Origin of the sequence: uncultured Pseudokineococcus sp. (genome assembly GCF_947499845.1) — a bacterium.
In the GTDB taxonomy this organism is placed as follows: domain Bacteria; phylum Actinomycetota; class Actinomycetes; order Actinomycetales; family Quadrisphaeraceae; genus Pseudokineococcus.
In genome coordinates this window covers 209,285-227,342 of the sequence record NZ_CANMPM010000004.1, presented here as the reverse complement: position 1 = coordinate 227,342, position 18,058 = coordinate 209,285, and the positions used below count along the sequence as shown (strand labels likewise).

General features: G+C 79.2%; 14 protein-coding genes. 4 read left to right on the top strand and 10 right to left on the bottom strand.

Features of this window, described 5'->3' with window-relative positions; all coding sequences use genetic code 11:
• Positions 1–106 precede the first annotated feature (106 nt).
• From Q0789_RS06035 to Q0789_RS06010, 6 genes are read right to left on the bottom strand one after another with little or no spacing between them, the layout of a single operon-like run.
• The gene (locus tag Q0789_RS06035; protein ID WP_298803134.1) at positions 107–2,545 is read right to left on the bottom strand and encodes a PfkB family carbohydrate kinase; all 2,439 of its coding nucleotides are present in this window, start codon (positions 2,543–2,545) and stop codon (positions 107–109) included.
• The gene (locus Q0789_RS06030; RefSeq protein WP_298803132.1) at positions 2,542–3,765 is read right to left on the bottom strand and encodes a glycosyltransferase; all 1,224 of its coding nucleotides are present in this window, start codon (positions 3,763–3,765) and stop codon (positions 2,542–2,544) included. Before Q0789_RS06030 ends, Q0789_RS06035 begins: the two co-directional genes overlap by 4 nt.
• Positions 3,762–4,781: a glycosyltransferase gene (locus Q0789_RS06025; protein WP_298803130.1), complete on the bottom strand. Its 1,020-nt coding sequence runs from the start codon at positions 4,779–4,781 to the stop codon at positions 3,762–3,764. Before Q0789_RS06025 ends, Q0789_RS06030 begins: the two co-directional genes overlap by 4 nt.
• Positions 4,778–6,088, bottom strand: coding sequence for a glycosyltransferase family 9 protein (locus tag Q0789_RS06020; protein WP_298803128.1), 1,311 nt, complete (start codon positions 6,086–6,088; stop codon positions 4,778–4,780). Before Q0789_RS06020 ends, Q0789_RS06025 begins: the two co-directional genes overlap by 4 nt.
• A complete protein-coding gene (locus tag Q0789_RS06015) occupies positions 6,085–7,677 on the bottom strand; it encodes an HAD-IIIA family hydrolase (RefSeq protein WP_298803127.1) in 1,593 nt (530 codons plus the stop codon). Before Q0789_RS06015 ends, Q0789_RS06020 begins: the two co-directional genes overlap by 4 nt.
• Complete coding sequence (locus Q0789_RS06010; protein WP_298803126.1) at positions 7,674–9,317, bottom strand: carbamoyltransferase C-terminal domain-containing protein; 1,644 nt, start codon at positions 9,315–9,317, stop codon at positions 7,674–7,676. Before Q0789_RS06010 ends, Q0789_RS06015 begins: the two co-directional genes overlap by 4 nt.
• 146 nt (positions 9,318–9,463) lie before the next feature.
• Here Q0789_RS06010 and Q0789_RS06005 point away from each other — a divergent pair, with 146 nt between their 5' ends.
• Both Q0789_RS06005 and Q0789_RS06000 read left to right on the top strand, forming a co-directional pair.
• Complete coding sequence (locus Q0789_RS06005) at positions 9,464–11,017, top strand: aldehyde dehydrogenase family protein (protein ID WP_298803125.1); 1,554 nt, start codon at positions 9,464–9,466, stop codon at positions 11,015–11,017.
• A gap of 295 nt (positions 11,018–11,312) precedes the next feature.
• The gene (locus Q0789_RS06000) at positions 11,313–12,578 is read left to right on the top strand and encodes a hypothetical protein (RefSeq protein WP_298803124.1); all 1,266 of its coding nucleotides are present in this window, start codon (positions 11,313–11,315) and stop codon (positions 12,576–12,578) included.
• 114 nt (positions 12,579–12,692) lie between these two features.
• Here the strand turns inward: Q0789_RS06000 and ppgK are convergent, their stop codons facing one another.
• Together ppgK and map are read right to left on the bottom strand one after the other, a co-directional pair.
• Positions 12,693–13,502 carry a polyphosphate--glucose phosphotransferase gene (gene ppgK, locus Q0789_RS05995; RefSeq protein WP_298803123.1) on the bottom strand — a complete coding sequence of 270 codons (810 nt, stop codon included), beginning with the start codon at positions 13,500–13,502 and terminating at the stop codon, positions 12,693–12,695.
• Positions 13,499–14,389: a type I methionyl aminopeptidase gene (gene map / locus Q0789_RS05990; RefSeq protein ID WP_298803122.1), complete on the bottom strand. Its 891-nt coding sequence runs from the start codon at positions 14,387–14,389 to the stop codon at positions 13,499–13,501. Before map ends, ppgK begins: the two co-directional genes overlap by 4 nt.
• A 141-nt stretch (positions 14,390–14,530) precedes the next feature.
• Between map and Q0789_RS05985 the strand changes: the two genes are divergently transcribed.
• Positions 14,531–14,719, top strand: a complete 189-nt coding sequence (locus Q0789_RS05985; RefSeq protein WP_298803120.1) for a hypothetical protein — start codon at positions 14,531–14,533, stop codon at positions 14,717–14,719.
• 180 nt (positions 14,720–14,899) lie between these two features.
• Positions 14,900–16,342, top strand: a complete 1,443-nt coding sequence (locus Q0789_RS05980) for a hypothetical protein (RefSeq protein WP_298803119.1) — start codon at positions 14,900–14,902, stop codon at positions 16,340–16,342.
• 42 nt (positions 16,343–16,384) lie between these two features.
• On the opposite strand, the gene Q0789_RS05975 is transcribed toward Q0789_RS05980, so the two are convergent.
• Positions 16,385–16,966: a hypothetical protein gene (locus Q0789_RS05975; protein ID WP_298803117.1), complete on the bottom strand. Its 582-nt coding sequence runs from the start codon at positions 16,964–16,966 to the stop codon at positions 16,385–16,387.
• The gene (locus Q0789_RS05970) at positions 16,963–18,057 is read right to left on the bottom strand and encodes a TIGR03557 family F420-dependent LLM class oxidoreductase (protein WP_298803114.1); all 1,095 of its coding nucleotides are present in this window, start codon (positions 18,055–18,057) and stop codon (positions 16,963–16,965) included. Before Q0789_RS05970 ends, Q0789_RS05975 begins: the two co-directional genes overlap by 4 nt.
• Position 18,058: the final 1 nt, after the last annotated feature.

Below are 18,058 nucleotides of genomic sequence, written 5' to 3'. Positions count from 1 at the left end.
CCGCCCTCGGGGCCCACGGCGGGGCCGGTGGCCGGGGCGATCGTGCGGCCGGTCCCGGCGCCCGGGTCGGCCGGCGTCGTCGGGTCGGTCGGGGTGGAGCTCTCGGTCACGGGTTCTCCTGCTCTGCGACGACCGCCGCGGGGGCCCCGCGGCGGAGGATCTCGGTGGTCGAGCGCCCGTCGAGGTAGGGGAGCAGGACGACCCGCCCGCCCCAGCCCCGCACGAGCGGCGCCTCGGGCATGTCGGCGCCCGCGGCGCCGTAGTCCCCGCCCTTGGCCCACACGTCCGGCTGCAGGACGCGCAGGGCCTCGCGGGGGTCGTCCTCGTCGAAGACGGCGACGGCGTCGACCGCCTCCAGCGCCTCGAGGACGCGGACGCGGTCGGCCTGGCTCTGGACCGGACGGCCCTCGCCCTTGAGGCGGCGCACGGACGCGTCGGAGTTCACGAGGACGACGAGGGCGTCGCCGAGCCGGCGCGCCGCCTCGAGGCAGCCCACGTGCCCGGCGTGGAGCACGTCGAAGCACCCGCCCGTGGCGACGACGACACCGCCGGCGGCGCGGACCCCCGCGACGAGGGCGCGCGCGTCCGCCGCGGACGCGCTGCCGGCGGGGACGCCGACGGCCGTCGGGCCCTCCACCCGCGCGAGCGCCCCGCTCCCGCCGGAGGGCGCCGCGGCGCGCGTCGGGGCCGCGGCGCGGTGCGCCCGCCACCCGGAGGCGCCGCCACCCGCCACCCACGCCGAGGCGTCGGCGACGGCGTCGACGACGGCCTCGGGCAGGACGGCGCCGTCGGCGAGGGCCAGGGCGGCCGTGGCGGCGAAGCGGTCGCCCGCGCCGCACGGGTCGCCGCCGGCGACGAGGGGTGCCGGCACGTAGACGGGCTCGCTGCCCGGGAGGCCGAGGAAGGCCCCGCGCTCGCCCGCGGTGACGACGACGCCCCGCGCGGCCCACCGCCGCGCCAGCGCGCCGGCCGCGTCGTCGGCGCGCGGGGCGCCGCCCAGGACGCGCGCCGCCTCGGAGAGGTTGGGCGTCACGAGCGCGCAGCCGTGGACGGGCTCCCCGCCGCGGGGGTGCGGGTCCCAGACCACCGGGACCGCCGCGGCGGCCGCGCCGAGCACCGCGCGCACGCCGGGGTCGTGCGTCGTGCCGGCGCCGTAGTCCGACACGAGGACGACGTCCGCGCGCGCGAGGACGGCGCGCAGCTCGTCGAGGTCGGGCGCCGAGGGCGTGCCCGGGCCGCCGGAGTCGACGCGCACGAGCGACTGCCCCGCGGCGCGCACGCGCGTCTTCGTCCTCGTGGCGCCGGTGTGGGGGAGCGCGACGAGCTCCAGCGAGCCGTCGGCGGCGGCCAGCGCCGCCCTCAGCCGCTCGCCGTCCTCGTCGTCGCCGACGGGGGCGACGAGGACGACGTCCACGCCTGCGTCCTCCGCGCCGCGCGGCGCTCCGGCCGGGGTTCGCCCGTCGCCGCGCCCGGCGGCCACGAGCAGGGCGGTGAGGCCGGCGCCGCCGGGGCTCTCCGTCGTCGCCCGCAGGTCGACGACCGGCACGGGCGCGTCCGGGGCGACCCGCTCGACGACGCCGTCGAGGTCGCGGTCGAGGACGACGTCGCCGACGACGACGACCCGCCGGCGGCGTCGACGAGGCGGCTCGACGTCGTCCTCGGCGCCCTGGTCGACCGGCTCCTGGTCGACCGGCTCAACCACGACAGCACCGAGGGTCTCGTGCGGGAGGGCGTCCCGGCCCGGGGCGGACCCGAGGCCCGCGGACGCCTCGGACCCCGCGAGGTCCGCGGCGGCGTCGACGGCCGCGGGAGCCGCGCCCGGGACGGCCACCGGCCGCTGGGCGCCGGCGTCGGCTGCCGCGAGCGCCGCGTCGACGCCGGCGCACAGCGCGTGGACGAGCACGAGGTGCCCCTCCTGCACGCCCGAGGTCGAGGGGGCGTCGACGGCGACGACCTCGTCGGCCAGCTCGGCCAGCGGGTTCGGGGCGGGGCCGGTGAGCGCCCACACCCGCAGGCCGCCGGCCCGCGCCCGGGCCGCCGCCTCCAGGACGTTGGGGCTGCGCCCGGACGTCGACAGCAGGACGACGACGTCGCCGGGGCGGCCGTGCGCCTGCACCTGGCGGGCGAAGACCTCGCGCTCGCCGTAGTCGTTGCCGATGGCCGTCGTGCTCGAGGAGTCGGCGTGCAGCGCGATGGCCGACAGCGGCCGGCGCTCGCCCACGAAGCGCCCGACGAGCTCGGCCGTCAGGTGCTGGGCCTCCGCCGCGCTGCCGCCGTTGCCGGCCGCGAGCAGGCGCCCGCCCCCGGCGAGGACGCCCGCGAGCTCGGCGCCCCACCGGTGCACGCGGTCGGCGCTGGCGCGCAGCCGCCCGAGCGCGGCCACGAGCTCGTCGACGTGCTCGGACAGCCACGGGCCGCCCTCCACGTGCTCGTGCGGCCCGGCGGGCGCGACCGCCTCCCGGCCCGGCTCGGGCCCCGGGCCGCTGGTCTCGCGGCCGCTCGTCTCGCGGCCGGTCGTCTCGCGGGGGGTCGGCTCGTCGCTCACAGGGCCTCCAGGCGGGTGCGGGCGAGCACGCCCTCGTAGGCGTCCTCGGTGCGGGCGGCCACCTCGCGCCAGCTGAAGCCGGCGACGGCGCGCTCGCGCGCCGCCCGGCCCCACGCCTCGCGCCGGGGGGCGTCCTCGAGCAGGGGCCCGAGGGCCGCGGCCAGCGCCACGGCGTCTCGCGGGGGCACGAGGGCGCCGGTCACGCCGTCGGCCACGGTGTCGAGCAGGCCCCCGACGGCGCTGCCCACGACGGGGCGGCCGCAGGCCATCGCCTCGAGCGGCACGATGCCGAAGGGCTCGTACCAGGGGGTGGCGACGACGACGTCCGCCCCGCGCAGGAGCGCGGGGAGGTCGGAGTGGTCCACGCGCCCCAGGAGGTGCGTGCGGTCCGCGACGCCGAGCTCCTCGGCCAGGCCCCGCAGCCGCTGGGCCTCCGCGTCGATCCCGAGGTGGTCGGCGGGCGGGCCGCCGAGGACGAGCAGCTCGGTCCGCGCCAGCGCCGAGGTCAGCCCGAGGGCCAGCGCCCGCACGACCTCCTCGACGCCCTTGCGCTCCACGAGCCGGCCCACGACGACGACGCGGTGCGGCTCGCGCCGCTCCGGCCCGCCGACGGGCCCCTCGGGGGTGAAGAGGTCGACGTCGACGCCGCAGGGGACGACGCGCACGCGGTCGTGCGGGGCGCCCAGGTCGGCCAGCTCGGAGACCTCGTCGCGGCAGGTGGCGAGGACGGCGTCCGCCTCGGCCGCGAGCTCGGTCTCCGTGGCCACGCGCGAGGGCGGGCTCGTGTCCTCCCCGCCCTGGTGGCGCCGCTTCACCGACCCGAGGGCGTGGAAGGTCTGCACCCACGGCAGCCCCACCGAGCGGGCGGCCTCGCGCGTGGCCACCCCGCTCATCCAGAAGTGGGCGTGCAGGAGGTCGGCGGGCTGCTCGAGCAGGTGCTCGGCGAGGCGCCGGCCGAAGGCCTCCATGTGCGGCAGCAGCGCGTCCTTCGGCACCTCGGCCGGGGGGCCCGCGTCGACGTGGACCACCGTGACGCCGTCGACGAGCTCGACCTGCTCGGGCAGGTCGACGGCGTCGCGGCGCGTGTAGACGTCGACCGCGTGCCCGCGCGCCGCCAGCGCCGCGGCCAGGTGGGCGACGTGGACGTTCTGCCCGCCGGCGTCGACGCCGCCCAGCGCCGCGAGCGGGCTGGCGTGCTCGGACACCATCGCGACCCTCACGCGAGGACCTCCCGGCGTGCGGCCGCGGGCAGCCCGCCGGCGACGACGGCGTCGAGGACCTCGTCCCAGTCGGCGAGGAAGCGGTCGAGCCCGAAGCGGGCGAGGGCGTGCTCGCGCGCGGCGGCGCCGGCCTCCCGGGCCCGGGCCGGGTCGTCGAGCCACGCGCGGGCCGCCCGGGCGAGGACCCGCGGGTCGGCGCTGACGACGCCGCCGGCCGCCGGCACGGCGTCGGCGGCGGCCGTGCTGGCGACGGCGAGCACGGGCATGCCGATCGTCATGGCCTCCACGAGCGCCATGCCGAGGCTCGTCCACCGGTAGGGGTGCAGGTAGGCGCGGTGGGCGCCGAGCTCGGCGTGCATGCGGTGCTGGGGCAGGTCGTCGTGCAGCGCCCCGGAGGCGCTGCCGAGGGCGGGGACGCCGCGGGCGTCGGCGAGCTCGCCCAGCGCCGTCATGCCCATGCCGTACACCTCGACGGGCAGGGCCCGCGCGAGGTCGAGGACGACGTCGGTGCCGGCCACGCGCTCGCGCCGCACCGGCTCGTTGACGACGACGCCGAGGGAGGCCCGCTCGCCGGTGGCGAGCGCGCCGGGGTCGACGACGCCGTGCTCGACGACCGTCGTCGGCGCCGCGCCGTTGTCCCACATGAGCGCGTTGTAGGCGGTCACGTGCACGACGAGGTCGCGCCCGTCGGCCGCCCGCTGGCGGCTGCGCGCGGCGTGGTCGGTGGGGGCGTCGTGCTCGAGGTGGACGACGGGGACGTCGACGCCCGGCACGAGGCCGGTCCAGCGGCGCAGCAGCTCGCCCTCGTGGGCGCGCTGGAGGACGACGACGTCCGGCGGGGCGGCGGCCAGCTCCTCGGGCGTCACCTCGACGGCCGACGCGGGCCACTGCCACGTGCGGGCGCGGCCGCGCCCGTCGGGGCCGCGCCCGGGCAGCACCGGCAGCAGGTACGTGTGCCGCCCCTGGACGAACGACGTCGTCCACGAGCCGTGCACGTGCCACAGCAGGACCCTCACGGGCGTGCTCCTCCTCGCGTCCCGGCGGCGCTCGACCCCGCGACCCGCTCGACCGATCCTGCGGCGCCACCGGGCTGGACGCCGACGACCGACCGTACGGCCTCCACGACGTTGCGGCCGTCCAGCTGCAGGCACGGGTGCCCCGGGACTGGGCACTCGCGGGCCCGGGAGAGGGCGCACGGCGCCCCCTGGTCGCCCAGCAGGACGGTGGGCACCCCCCACGGCGCCCAGCGCTCGGCGGGCACGACGGGGGAGAAGAGCGAGACGACCGGCGTGCCCACGGCCGCCGCGAGGTGGGCCGGCCCGGTGTTGCCGACGACGACGGCGTCGGCGCGCCGCAGGAGGGCGGCCAGGCCGGCGAGGTCCGTGGCGCCGGCGAGGTCGACCAGCAGGCCGCCCGCCTCTGTGCCTTCTGCCCGGCCGCCCGCCCCTGTGCCTTCTGCCCGGCCGCCCGCCCCTGGGTCCGCCGCCCGGGACGCGCGCTCGCGCACGTCCTCGACGAGCGGGGCCTCGGCGGGGGAGCCGGTGAGCGCGACCGCCCACCCGTCGTCGACGAGCGCGGCCGCGGCGTCCGCGGCGACGGCGGGCGAGGGCGCGCGGGCGGGCACGGACGCCCCCGGGTGCAGCACCACGAGGCCGCGCGCCCCGCTGGGCGGCGCGGGCAGGGCGCGCTCGGCGGCGTCGACGAGGTCGGTCCGCACGGCGAGGCGGGGGCGGCTCGGCACGGCGCGGCCCGTGGCCGCCACGAGGTCGAGGGCGGCGAGGACCTCGTGGCCGCCTCCGCTGCCGTCGGCACCGCCCGGGCGGCGGTGGCGGACGTCGAGCAGGGAGCCCGGGTAGTCCTCGCTCGTGCCGACGACGCGCGGCGCCCCGGCCAGCCGGGCCAGGAGCGCCATGGGCAGCGGGCTCTGGTGGAAGGAGGTGAAGACGACGACCTCCTCGTGCGCCCGCCCGGCCATCCAGGCCACGAGGGCCTGCAGCGCCGCGGGGTCGGCGGCGGCGGGCGCGTACCCGCTCCACGGCACCTGCTCGACCCGGACCTCCGCGACCCCCGGCAGCAGGTGGGCCGCCGCCCGGCCCTGCGGGGAGACGAGCAGGTCGACCTCGCGGGGGGCGCCGTCGGCCCCCGTGCCCAGCGCGAGGACGGCGGGGCCCGTGAGCAGGACGTCGCCGTCGCTGTCGAGGCGGACGGCGAGCACCCGCCGGGTCGCGCCCCGGTCGTGCTCCCAGCCGGCGGCCCCCGAACCGGCGTCCTCCGAGCCGGCGGCACCGGAGCGGGCGGCCCCCGAGCCGGCGGTCCCGCTCACGCCAGCGCGCCCGGCACGAGCATCCGCACGGCGGCCGCGAGGTCGTCGGCGACGTGGGGCGCGTCCTCGACCTCGCGGCGCAGCGTGCGCGCCGTCGGCACGAGCACGCCGCGCGCCCCGGCTGCACGGGCGGCCTCGACGTCGGCGCCGATGTCGCCGACGACGGCGCACGCGCCGACCGGCACGCCCAGGGCCGCGGCGGCCCGCTCGACGAGGCCCGGGCCGGGCTTGCGGCAGCGGCAGCCGTCCTCGGGGCCGTGGGGGCACCACTGCCAGGTGCCCAGCGGGCCGACGAGTTCGTCGGCCCGGGCGTTGACCGCCTCGACCTGGGCGGGGGAGAGGAGCCCGCGCGCGACGCCGGACTGGTTGCTGACGACGCCGGTGGCGACGCCCGCGTCCCGCAGGGCGGCGACGACCTGACGCGCGCCCTCGACCGGCTCCACGCGGGCCGGGTCGCCGTTGTAGGGCACGTCGTGGACGAGGGTGTCGTCGCGGTCGAAGAGCACGGCCCGCACCGGTGGCGGCCACGCGGGCAGCCCTCGGCGCGCCGCGCGCTCGCCGACCACGCGGTGGCGCACGGCGGCGGGCGGGATGGCGGCGCTCGTCAGCAGCATGGCGCGGACCTCCGCGCCGGTGCGCGGGCCCGGGGCGATGCGGCGCCGGGCGAAGTCGGCGGTGAGCGCCGTCCAGGCCAGCGTCCCGACGGCGGCCGCGCGCGGCCGGCCGGCCAGCAGCCCGCCGACGCCGAGCAGCGCCGCGGCGCACGTGGCCGCGTGCCAGCGCAGGCGCCCCCGCGGGACGTCGGCGACCTCGCGCCACCGCGGCCCGTGGAGGGCGCGCATGGTGGCGTCGTCCCGGTTGCCGGCCTGCACGCGCAGGCTCACGAGGGCGTCGGCGGGGCGCACCGGGTGCGTCGTCGTGCGGCGCCCGCGCTCCAGGCGCCACCCGGCGCGGCGCACGCGCAGCGCCAGGTCGGCGTCCTCGCGGTAGGCGCGGGGGAAGCGCTCGTCGAAGCCGGCGACGTCCTCCAGGGCCCGGCGCCGGTAGGCCATGTCGGCCGTGGCCCACGCCGCCGTCTCCAGGCCCTTCGTGCCCCGCTCCCAGTCGGTGGGGCGGCGCCCCGCGGGCAGGGGGACGTCGAGGCGCCCCTGGGAGCCGCCGAGGTCGTCGCCCGCCGCGGCGAGGTCCGCGGCCAGCCCGCGCGACCAGCCGGCCGGCAGGAGGACGTCGTCGTCGAGGAAGGCCACCCAGGGCGAGGACGTCACCCGCCAGCCGAGGTTGCGCGCCCCGGCGGGGCCCCGGCCGCGGCTGCGGACGACCCGCAGGCGCCACGGCGGCGCCCCCGGGTCCTCCCCGAGGGCGCGCACGAGGTCGGCCTCGAGCCCGGGGTCGGGCTCGCGGCGGTCGTCGACGACGACGACCTCGGCGGGCGGCGGGCCGTCCTGGCCCGCCAGGCTGCGCAGCAGCGCGAGCAGGCTGGGGCGTCCGATGCTGGGGACGACGACGTCGTGGGCGACGCCGGCTCCCGCGGCGCCCTCGCTCGCCGCTGCCGCGCGCGGGGCGTCGGCCGGGGGGACGGCCGCCGTCACGCCGCGGCGAAGGCGTCGGCGCGGCGCACGAGGTGGGGGCCGAGCACGAGCACGTCGACGGGCGCGGACCCGAAGAGCTCGAGCGCGTCGCGGGGGTCGTCCACCATGGGCCGGCCCGCGGTGTTGAGGCTCGTGTTGACGACGACGGGCAGGCCGGTGCGCTCGGCGAAGGCCTCGAGCAGAGCCGCGACGTGCGGGGTGCGCTCGGCGTCGACCGTCTGGATGCGCGCCGTGCCGTCGACGTGCGTGACCGCGGGGATCCGCTCGCGCCACTCGGGGCGGACGGTGTGCACGAAGAGCATGTAGGGGCTCGGGAAGGGCCCGTCGGCGAAGATCTCCTCGGCGCGCTCGGCCAGCACCATGGGCGCGACGGGGCGGAACTGCTCGCGGCCCTTGACGTCGTTGAGGCGCTCGAGGTTCTCCGCGCGGCCGGGGTGGGCCATGAGCGAGCGCCGGCCGAGGGCCCGGGGGCCGAACTCGGCGCGCCCGTCGAACCAGGCGACGACGCCGTCGGCGGCCAGGACGTCGGCCACCTCGCCGGCGAGGTCGTCCGGCGTCGTGAAGGGCACGCGCGCCGTGCGCAGCCACGCCGCCAGCTCGTCGTCGGACCAGGAGCGGCCGAGGTCGGCGCCCGGCATCGGCCGCGGCCGCACGCCCGCGTCGGCGCTGACCTGCAGGGCCGCGCCGAGCGCCGTGCCCGAGTCGCCGGAGGCGGGCTGCACCCAGACCTCCTCGAAGGGAGACTCGCGCCACACGCGGCTGTTGGCCACGCAGTTGAGGGCGATGCCGCCAGCCATCGTCAGCAGCCGGTCGCCGGTCTGCCCGTGCAGCCAGGTGGCGAGGTCGACGAGCAGCTCCTCGACGAGGAGCTGGACGGACGCGGCCAGGTCGGCGTGCGCGCCGCCCCACGTGCCGTCGTCGACCCGGCGCGGGGCGAAGCGCGTCCAGTCGGGCTCGCGCGCGACGTAGCGGCCGTCGCCCGTGGCGTGCAGGTGCTCGCGCAGCGCGTCGGCGAAGCGCGGCTCGCCGTAGGACGCCAGCGCCATGACCTTGAACTCGTCGCTGCTGCGCAGGAAGCCCAGGTGCTCCGTGAGCGACTCGTAGACGAGGCCCACCGAGTCGGGCAGGTCCGTGGTGGTGAGGACGTCGAGCTTCCCGTCGACGTAGCGGCCCGCGAGGTGCGAGGCGCGCTCGCCGCGGCCGTCGAGGACGAGGACGCTCGAGTCCTCGGCCACGGCGAGGCCCGCCGACGCGGCGTGGGCCACGTGGTGGCGCACCGGGACGACCTTGTCACGGTCCAGGCCGGGCAGGGCGGTGGTGAGGAAGCCGGCGACCTTCTCGGCGTAGGTGGTGCGCAGGTGGTCCCACGGGTCCTGCAGGCCCATCTCCTCGGCCGGGCGGCACCAGGACGCGTCGTAGGAGTAGGCGACGGCGTCGAGGTCGCCCGGCTCGAGGCCGGCCTCGGACAGGCACCAGCGCATGGCGAGCTCGGGGAGCTCCCACGCGGAGAAGGGGACGGGCCGCTTGCCGTGCTTGCGGCGGCTGAAGCGCTCCTCCTCGGCGGCGGCGACGACCTCGCCGTCGACGACGAGGGCGGCAGCGGGGTCGTGGAAGACGGCGTTGACGCCGAGGACGCGCATGGGGCACTTCCTACTACGGAGGACCGACAGCGCCGTGCCCCGGGTGCGAGGCGCGTCGCCGTCCCGGCGCGGCGCGGGGGCGGCGGCGCCGGCGGCGGCGGCGGGCGGGGAGCGGCGCCGTCGGCGGCGGGCGGTAGACATGCCCCGTGACCTCCTCCTCCGCCCCCGAGCCCTCGACCCCGCACCTCGTGCCGGGCCGCGACGTCCCCGCCGGCGAGCCCGCCCGGGGCCCGGGCGCGGCCGCCGGCACCGCTGCGGGCGCCGCCCCGCACCGGCTGGGCGAGCACCTCGTCGGAGGTCGCGCCGTCGCCGCCGAGGGCGACCGGGTGCTGGAGGTCGTCGACCCGGCGACGGGGGAGCGGGTCGGCGAGGTGGTCCCCGCGACGGACGAGGAGGTCGGGCGCGCCGTGGCCGCGGCCGACGCCGCGCGCACCGCCTGGCGCCGCACCCCTCCCGGGGAGCGCGCGGCCGCCCTGCGCGCCGCGGCCGCGGCCGTGCGCGCCGACGCCGACGAGCTCGGGGCCCTGCTCACATCCACGACGGGCCGGCTGCTGGGCCAGGCGCGGGCCTCCGCCGAGGTGGCCGCCGAGCTGCTCGAGGAGGCCGCCGTCACCGGCGTCCTCGACACGGGCCGCTCGCTCGGGGGGTCCGTCGACGCCGTCGACGTCGTCCGCCGCGAGCCTCGCGGCGTCGTCGCCGTCCTGACGCCGTGGAACGACCCGTACCCGGCGGCGGCGGGCCTGCTCGCGGCGGCCCTCGTCACGGGCAACACGGTGGTGCACAAGCCCTCCGAGCGCTCGGCCCGCGCCGGCCACGAGCTGGCGCGCCGCATCGCGGGGGCCCTGCCGGACGGCGTCCTGAACGTGCTGGCGGGCGACGGCGCGACGGGCGCCGCCCTGGCCGCCGACCCGCGCGTGCACGTCGTGGCCCACGTCGGCAGCACCGAGACCGGCCGCCGCATCGCCGCGGCCGTCGGCGCGCGCGGGGGGCGGGCCCTGCTCGAGAACGGCGGCAAGGACCCGCTCGTCGTCGACGCCGGCGTCGACCCGGCGTGGGCGGCCCAGCAGGTCGCCGTCGGCGCCTTCACGAACACGGGCCAGCTGTGCACGGCGGTCGAGCGGGTGTACCTGCACGAGGACGTGGCCGACGCCGTCCTGGCCGAGCTCGTGGCCCTCGCCGACGGCCTGCGCCCGGGCGACCCGGCGGCCCCCGCGACCGGTCTCGGGCCGCTCGTCGACGAGCGCCAGCTCGCCCTCGTCGACGAGCACGTCCGCGAGGCCGTCGAGGCGGGCGCGCGCGTGCTCGCCGGGGGCGCCCGGCTCGACCGGCCGGGCTCCTTCTACCCGGCGACGGTGCTCGACGGCTGCACCGACGGCATGCGGCTCATGACGGAGGAGACCTTCGGGCCCGTCGCCGCGGTCACCCGGGTCGCCTCCTTCGCCGAGGGCCTGGCGCTCGCGGCGGCGGGCGACTACGGGCTCGCCGCCACCGTCCTCACCCCGAGCACCGCGCACGCCCTGGAGGCGGCCGAGGCGCTCGAGGTCGGCACCGTCAAGGTCAACGCGGTCTTCGGGGGCGCGCCGGGCGGCTCGGCCGACCCCCGTCGCGGCAGCGGGCAGGGCCGGGGCTTCGGCCCGGACCTGCTGGGCGAGCTCACCGCGCTGAAGGCGGTCCACCTGGAGGCGGCCCCCACCGCCTGACGGGGCGGCCCGGACGACGCCGACGCGCCGGTCGCGCACGCTCGCCGACGCGCCGGTCGCGCACCGTCGCCAGGGCCCTGCGGCGGGCGCCCGAGCGGGTGACCGAGGTGGCTGCGGGGCGGGTGGTCGCCGGGAGGGCCGAACGGGTGAGGCGCCCCTCGGCGCGTCGGTCCGCTCCTCGGATCGGCGGACCGGCGGAGGGCCGACGGCTACTCTCGGGGGACCTGGCGCAACTGCGCCGGGCTCGAGGACCGGCGGCCCCGCGCCCCGGTCGGCCGCGAGGGAGGGGGAGCGCGTGCCCGCTCGCCGCCCCCTCCGCAACCCCGCCGAGGTCGTCACCGTGGGCGCCGGGATCGTGCTGCTCGTCGCCGCCGGCCACAGCGCCCTCGCCTCGGCGTCGGGCGAGACCGTCCGCGTCCGCGCCGCCTCCGCCGACGGCGCCGTGCCCCGCCCGACGCCGACGCCCGAGGCCGCCGGCGCCGCCGGCCTCGCCTCCGACGGTGGCCTCGTCGAGGCCGCCGGCGAGGGCGGGTCGGCGTCCGGCCGGGCCCCGCGGTCGCTGCTCGACGCCCGCCCCTACCCGCAGGAGGCGGAGGGGTGGCTCGCGCCCGTCCCGCCCGAGGTCCTCGGCCTGCCCCGCCCCACGCCGGCGTCCCCGACGACCTCCTCGACCGCTGCGCCCGAGGCGCCGGCGGAGGCCCCCGAGCCCGCTGCTCCGGCGGATCCCGCGCCGGCGGTGCCGGAGCCCGCGGTGCCGGCGCCGGCCGACCCGCCCGTCGACGAGGAGCCGCCGGGCGTCGAGGGGCCCGGCGTCGAGGGGCCGGCGCAGCCCCCGCTGGTCGAGGACCCGGACGAGCCGCCGGTCACCGACCCGCCGGTGGACCCGCCCGTCACGGACCAGCCCTCCACGGGCGTCCCCGGCACGGACCCGGGCACCACGCCCGACACGACGCCGGACGTCCCGACGCCGGGTACCGGCGAGCCGCTGACGCCCCGGCCGCAGGACCCGGACGCCGAGCAGCCCGACACCACGCCCCCCATGGGCGGCGGCTCCGACGTGAAGGCCCCCGACGCGCAAGCCCCGGACACCGAGGCCCCCGACGCGCAGGCGCCGGACGCCGAGGCCCCCGACGCCGCAGCTCCGGACGCCCAGGCACCCGACGCCCAGGCGCCCGACGTCCAGGAGCCCGTCCTCGACCAGCCGGCCGAGCCGGACCCCGAGCCCGCCCTCCCGGTGGTGCCGGTCGTCGACGCCCCCGCCGAGCCCGAGCCGGAGCAGCCCGAGCCGTCGGTCGAGCCGGCCCCGTCCGAGCCGTCGGTCGAGCCGGCCCCGTCCGAGCCGTCGGTCGAGCCGGCCCCGTCCGAGCCGGAGGCGCCCGCCGAGCCCGTGCTGCCCGACGTCCCGGCCGTCGAGGTCGAGCCGTCGGAGCCGGCGCAGCCGTCGGACCCCGCCCAGCCGTCGGAGCCCCTGGTGGCGCTCGCGTCCCTGCTCCTGCTGCCGCCGTGGCTGCGTCGCCGCCGCGAGGTCGTCCTCACGGTGGAGGCCGACGACCGCTCCTAGCCCGAGCGCCCGGAGTCGGCCCGGCGGGGAGCTGCCGAGGTGCAGCGCCCCCCCGGGACGTCCGGGCGCCTCTCGCTCGTGCGGATGACGGCGCCCTGGACCCGGACCCGTCGGTCAGCCGGGCGAGCCGGTGGCGTCCGCGGTGCCGGGGTCGAGGTCGGCCTCGGCCGCCAGGGCCGCGGCGCCGACGATGCCCGCGGTGTTGAGGAGCTGCGCGGGCACGACCGGGACGCGCAGGTCCAGGTGCGGCAGGAACTTCTCGCTCTTCTTGCTCACCCCGCCGCCGATGACGAGCAGGTCCGGCTGCAGGAGCGCCTCGAGCGCCGAGAAGTACCGCTGGAGGCGCTTGGCCCAGTCCTTCCACGAGAGGTCCTCGCGGTCGCGGGCGGCGTCGGAGGCCCGCGTCTCGGCGTCGTGGCCGTCGACCTCCAGGTGCCCGAGCTCGGTGTTGGGCACGAGGACGCCGTCGTGCAGCAGCGCGGTGCCGATGCCGGTGCCGAGCGTCGCGACGACGACGACGCCGCGCACGTCCTTCGCCGCGCCGTAGCGCGCCTCGGCGACGCCGGCCGCGTCGGCGTCGTTGACGACGTGGACCGGGCGGCCGGTGCGCTCGCGCAGGAGCCCGGCGGCGTCGGTCCCGATCCACGCCTTGTCGACGTTGGCCGCGGTCATGGTGACGCCGTCCTTGACGACGGCCGGGAAGGTCACGCCGAGCGGGCCGTCGGGCCAGCGGCCGGCGAGGGCCGCGACGACGTCCGCGACGGCGTCCGGGGTCGACGGCTGCGGCGTGGGCTCGCGCACGCGGTCCGCGGCGAAGGCCCCCGACACGAGGTCGACCGGGGCGCCCTTGATGCCGGACCCGCCGATGTCGATGCCGACCGCGCGCCCGCGGGAGGTCGCCGGTGCCGGCTCCGCGGCGCTCACGGCAGCGTGAGGACCTCGGGACCGGACCCGGTCACGAGGATCGTGTGCTCGAACTGCGCGCTGCGGCGCCGGTCGGCGGTGACGACGGTCCAGCCGTCGTCCCACATCTCGTGCCGGGCCGTGCCCAGGCACAGCATCGGCTCCACGGTGAAGGTCATGCCCACCTCGATGACGTCGTCGTGCAGGGGAGCCGCGTCGTAGTGCGGGACGACGAGGCCGGAGTGGAAGGACGTGCCGATGCCGTGGCCGGTGTACTCGCGCACGACGCCGTAGCCGAAGCGCCGCGCGTACCGCTCGACCACCCGGCCCACGACGTTGAGCTCGCGGCCGGGCAGCGCGGCGCGGATGCCGCGGTCGGTGGCCTCCCGCGTGCGCTCGACGAGGAGGCGCGACTCCTCGTCGACGTCACCGACGCAGAAGGTGGCGTTGGTGTCGCCGTGGACCCCGACGCCGTCGAGCACCACGTACGCCGTGACGTCGACGTTGCAGATGTCGCCGTCGGCCAGGACGGTCGAGTCGGGGATCCCGTGGCACACCACCTCGTTGACGCTGGTGCACAGGGACTTCGGGAAGCCGCGGTACCCGAGCGTCGAGGGGTAGGCCCCGTGGTCGAGGAGGAACTCGTGGCCGACGCGGTCCAGGTCGTCGGTGGTGGCGCCCGGGACGGCGTGCCGGCCGACCTCGGCGAGGGCCTGCGCGGCGAGCCGGCAGGCCACCCGCATCCGCTCGACGGTCTCGGCGTCCTTCACCTCGGGCGCCCCGTCGGGGCGGGGCGCCTGCCGGTCGACGTACTCCGGCCGGGGCACGCCCGCGGGGACGGGGCGGCGCGGGGACACCCGACCGGGTCGCAGCGCCCCGGCGGGGGCGGTGGCAGCGGGCGGGGCCATGGCGGCATCCAAGCACCGGGGCGCCGGGGGGCGCACGCGGCGACCTCGACCCGCGGCCGGCCCCGCCACGGGCACGGCTCCACCGCAGGCACGGCTCCCACGCGCTCGCCCGGTGCCCCCGCCGCGGGCACGATGGGCGCCATGGCGGACGACGAGCGGACGGCGTGGTTCTACAACGTCACCACGGGGGAGGTGGAGCACGGGCCGCAGAGCCTGGGCCGCACCCTCATGGGCCCCTACGACTCCCGCGAGGAGGCCTCGCGGGCGCTGGCGACGGCGCGCGAGCGCACCGAGGCCTGGGACGCCGAGGAGCGCGAGCAGGACCTGTGACCCCGCGGACGCCCCACCGGGCCGCACCGGGCTGCGTCGCACCGTCCTGGGCCGCACCGTCCTGGGCTGCACCGTGCGGCATCGGACCGTGGTGGGTCGGACCGTCCGGGCTGCACCCGAACGGGTGACCGGCAGCGATGCCCCGTCGGTGGCGCCGGGGCGCCCGCCGAGGATGACGAGGTGAGCGCCCCCCGCCCGGCCGACGAGGCCCCGCCCGACGCCGCGCCCACGTCACCGCCGCGGCGTCGCGGCCCGTCGCGCGCCGCGTGGGCGCTGGGCGGCGGCGGTCTGGCGCTCGGCCTCGTCCTCGGCGGCTGCGCCGGGCTCGGCACCGGCGCCCTCGGCGGCGTCCTCCTCGCCGGCGGTGCCGGAGGAGGAGGCGGGTCCCTCGGCGACGTCCTCGAGCGCGTCACGGGAGGGGCGGGCGAGCGGTCCGTCGCCGAGGCGCTGCCCGACGAGCTGCCCCGCCTGCGCGCGTTCGTCGCCGACGAGCGCGGTCTGGAGTGGGAGCGCGAGGTGCCCGTGCGGGCCCTGGACGCCGACGCCTTCGCGGCGGCGCTCGACGGCGAGGAACCGGGTGACGCCCCCTCGAGCGGCGGCGCGCGCCCCGACGAGGGCCTCGAGGACGCCTGGCCCGCCGGTCTCGACGACCCGGGCGACGGACGGGCGGAGACCTACGCCGCCCTGGGGCTCACGCCGTCGGCCGCGACCTACGAGGAGGCCTGGTCCGCCGGGGACGCCGACGTCCTCGGCTTCTACGACCCCGAGGTCGACGAGGTGGTCCTGCGCGGCACGAGGTGGTCGCCCCTCGTCGAGGAGACGCTCGTCCACGAGCTCGTGCACGCCCTCGACGCCCAGCACGTCGACCTCGACGCGGCCCTGGACGCGGACCTGCCGCCCGAGGCCGTGAGCGCGCACGCCGCCGTCGTCGAGGGGGACGCCGAGCGGGTCGCCTGGGCCTGGTACGACGGCCTCGACGACGACCAGCTCGACGCCTACGACGACGCGTGGGAGCGGTCGTGGGACGAGGAGGCCCCTGAGGACGGAGATGCGGACGAGGGGGATGCGGACGACCGCACCTACGACGCGCTCGCCGACGCGCTCGCGCTCTTCCCCTACGAGTACGGCTACGTGGCCGTCGACGCCGTCGCCGACACGCAGGGCCCGGGCGCCGTCACGACGCTGCTGCGCGAGCCGCTCTCGACCACCGAGCAGGTGCTCGCCGCCCGCGGCGTCCCGGGCGCGTCGCCCGGCCTGGCCCCCGGCGTCGACGTCCCCGCCCCTGCGGCGCCCGAGGGCGCGGAGGTCCTCGGCACGGGCACCCTCGGGCTGTTCCCCCTGTCGCTCCTGCCGCTCGTGGCCGTCGCCGAGGACGAGGGCTACTACCTCGACGACGACGTCGTCACGACGGCGTGGGCGGGGGACACGTGGACGACCTGGGTGGACCCGGCCGACGACGCGCGCGCCTGCACGGCCGTCCTCGTCCGCCTCGACGACGCGCGGGGCCGGGACGACCTGGCCGAGGACCTCGCGGTCTGGGTGGACGACGCCCGGGACGTGGGCGCCGCCCTCGCTCCCGCCGGGGAGACCGACCTGGAGCTCCGGGGCTGCGGCGACCGGTAGGCCGGCCGCCGGGCCCCCGTGCGTCGCCGCACGCCGTCCCCCTCAGGAGGGGCGTGCCGCCAGGGCGTCGACGACGCGGGCGACGCCGGCGGTGACGTCGGTCGCCGTCGTGTCGAGGACGACGTCCGGCGCCATCGCCGACCGCTCCTGCGGCCAGCGGTCGTAGACGCCGCGCAGGAAGGCGCGGTCCTTCGACACCCCCCGCGTCGGGTCCTCCTGCGCGCGGGCGTGCGCGGTGGCCAGGTCCGTGGTCACGGCCACGGTGAGCACCGCGGCGCCGGGCGGCGCGACGCGCACGAGGCGCGCGACCTCGGCCCCGGTGCCGGAGCCCTCCGCGACGACGCAGGTGAGGTCGGTGCGCGCCCAGAGCCGCACGACCTCCTCGAAGACCGCGTGCGCCTCGGCCCAGCCGGGGAGGGTCGGCAGCGCCATCGCGGCGATCGCGTCGAGCTCGACGACGGCGACCCGCTCGCCGCGCCGGCGGAGCTCGGCCCCCAGCGCCGACGCCAGCGCGCTCTTCCCCGAGGCCTGCGGGCCCGCGACGACGACGAGGCGGGAGGCGGCCTGACCGGCGCGACCACCGGGCCGGGACCCGCCGGGGTCCGCGGGGCCGCCCGTCGTCACCGGTGCAGCGCCGGCAGCACCTCGCGGCCGAAGACCTCGACCCACTCGCGCTGGTTGCGGCCCACGTTGTGCAGGTAGACGCGGTCGAAGCCGAGGTCGACGTGACGCTGGATGGCGGCGCGGTGCACGTCGGGGTCGCTCGAGATGACCATCCGGCCCTCGAAGTCCTCCTCGCGCACCATCTGCGCCATCGCCGCGAAGTCGTGCGGGGAGCGGATGTCGGCCTTCGGGAACTTCATCCCCCCGTTGGGCCACTCGACGAGGGCGTTGCGGAGGGCCTCCTCGTCCGTCGGGGCCCAGGACAGGTGCAGCTGCAGCACCTTCGGCATCGTCGAGGGGTCCTTGCCGGCCTCGCGGGCGCCGGCGTCGAAGCGCTCGAAGAGGCCGGAGATCTTCTCGAGCGGGGCGCCGACGGTGATGAGGCCGTCCGCCGACCGCCCGGCGCGCTTCGCGTTGAGCGGCCCGGCCGTGGCGACGAGCACCTCGGGCGGCTGCTCGGGCATGGTCCACAGCCGCGTCGTCTCGTGCCGGTACCACGTGCCCTGGAACTTGCTGTCCTTCCCGGCGAGCGAGGCGTCGAAGAGCTTCTTCATCAGCTCCACGGCCTCGAACATGCGCGCCGAGCGCTCGCCGCCCTCGGGCCAGTACGGCGCGACGACGTGCTCGTTGAGCGCCTCGCCCGCACCGACGCCGAGCCAGTGGCGCCCGGGGTACATCGCCGCGAGCGTCGCCGAGGCCTGCGCGACGACGGCGGGGTGCCACCGCCAGCCCGGGGCGACGACGCCGGAGCCGAAGTCGCCGCGGGTGCGCTCGCCGACGGCGCTGAGCACGGGCCAGATCGACGCGGCCTGGCCCTGCTGCGGCACCCAGGGGGCGAAGTGGTCCCCCGCCATGCAGCCCGAGAAGCCGTGCTGCTCGGCGAGGGCCGTCAGCTCGACCGCCTCGGCGGGGGTGAACTGCTCGAGCATCGCGGCGTAGCCGACCGTCAGCGAGGGCGACGCCGTCCCCGAGGACGACGACGGCTCGGGACCGGCGCCCGGGGCGGGCTCGGCGGGGGCACCGGCGGGGGAGGGGGTCGCGGCCTCGCTCATG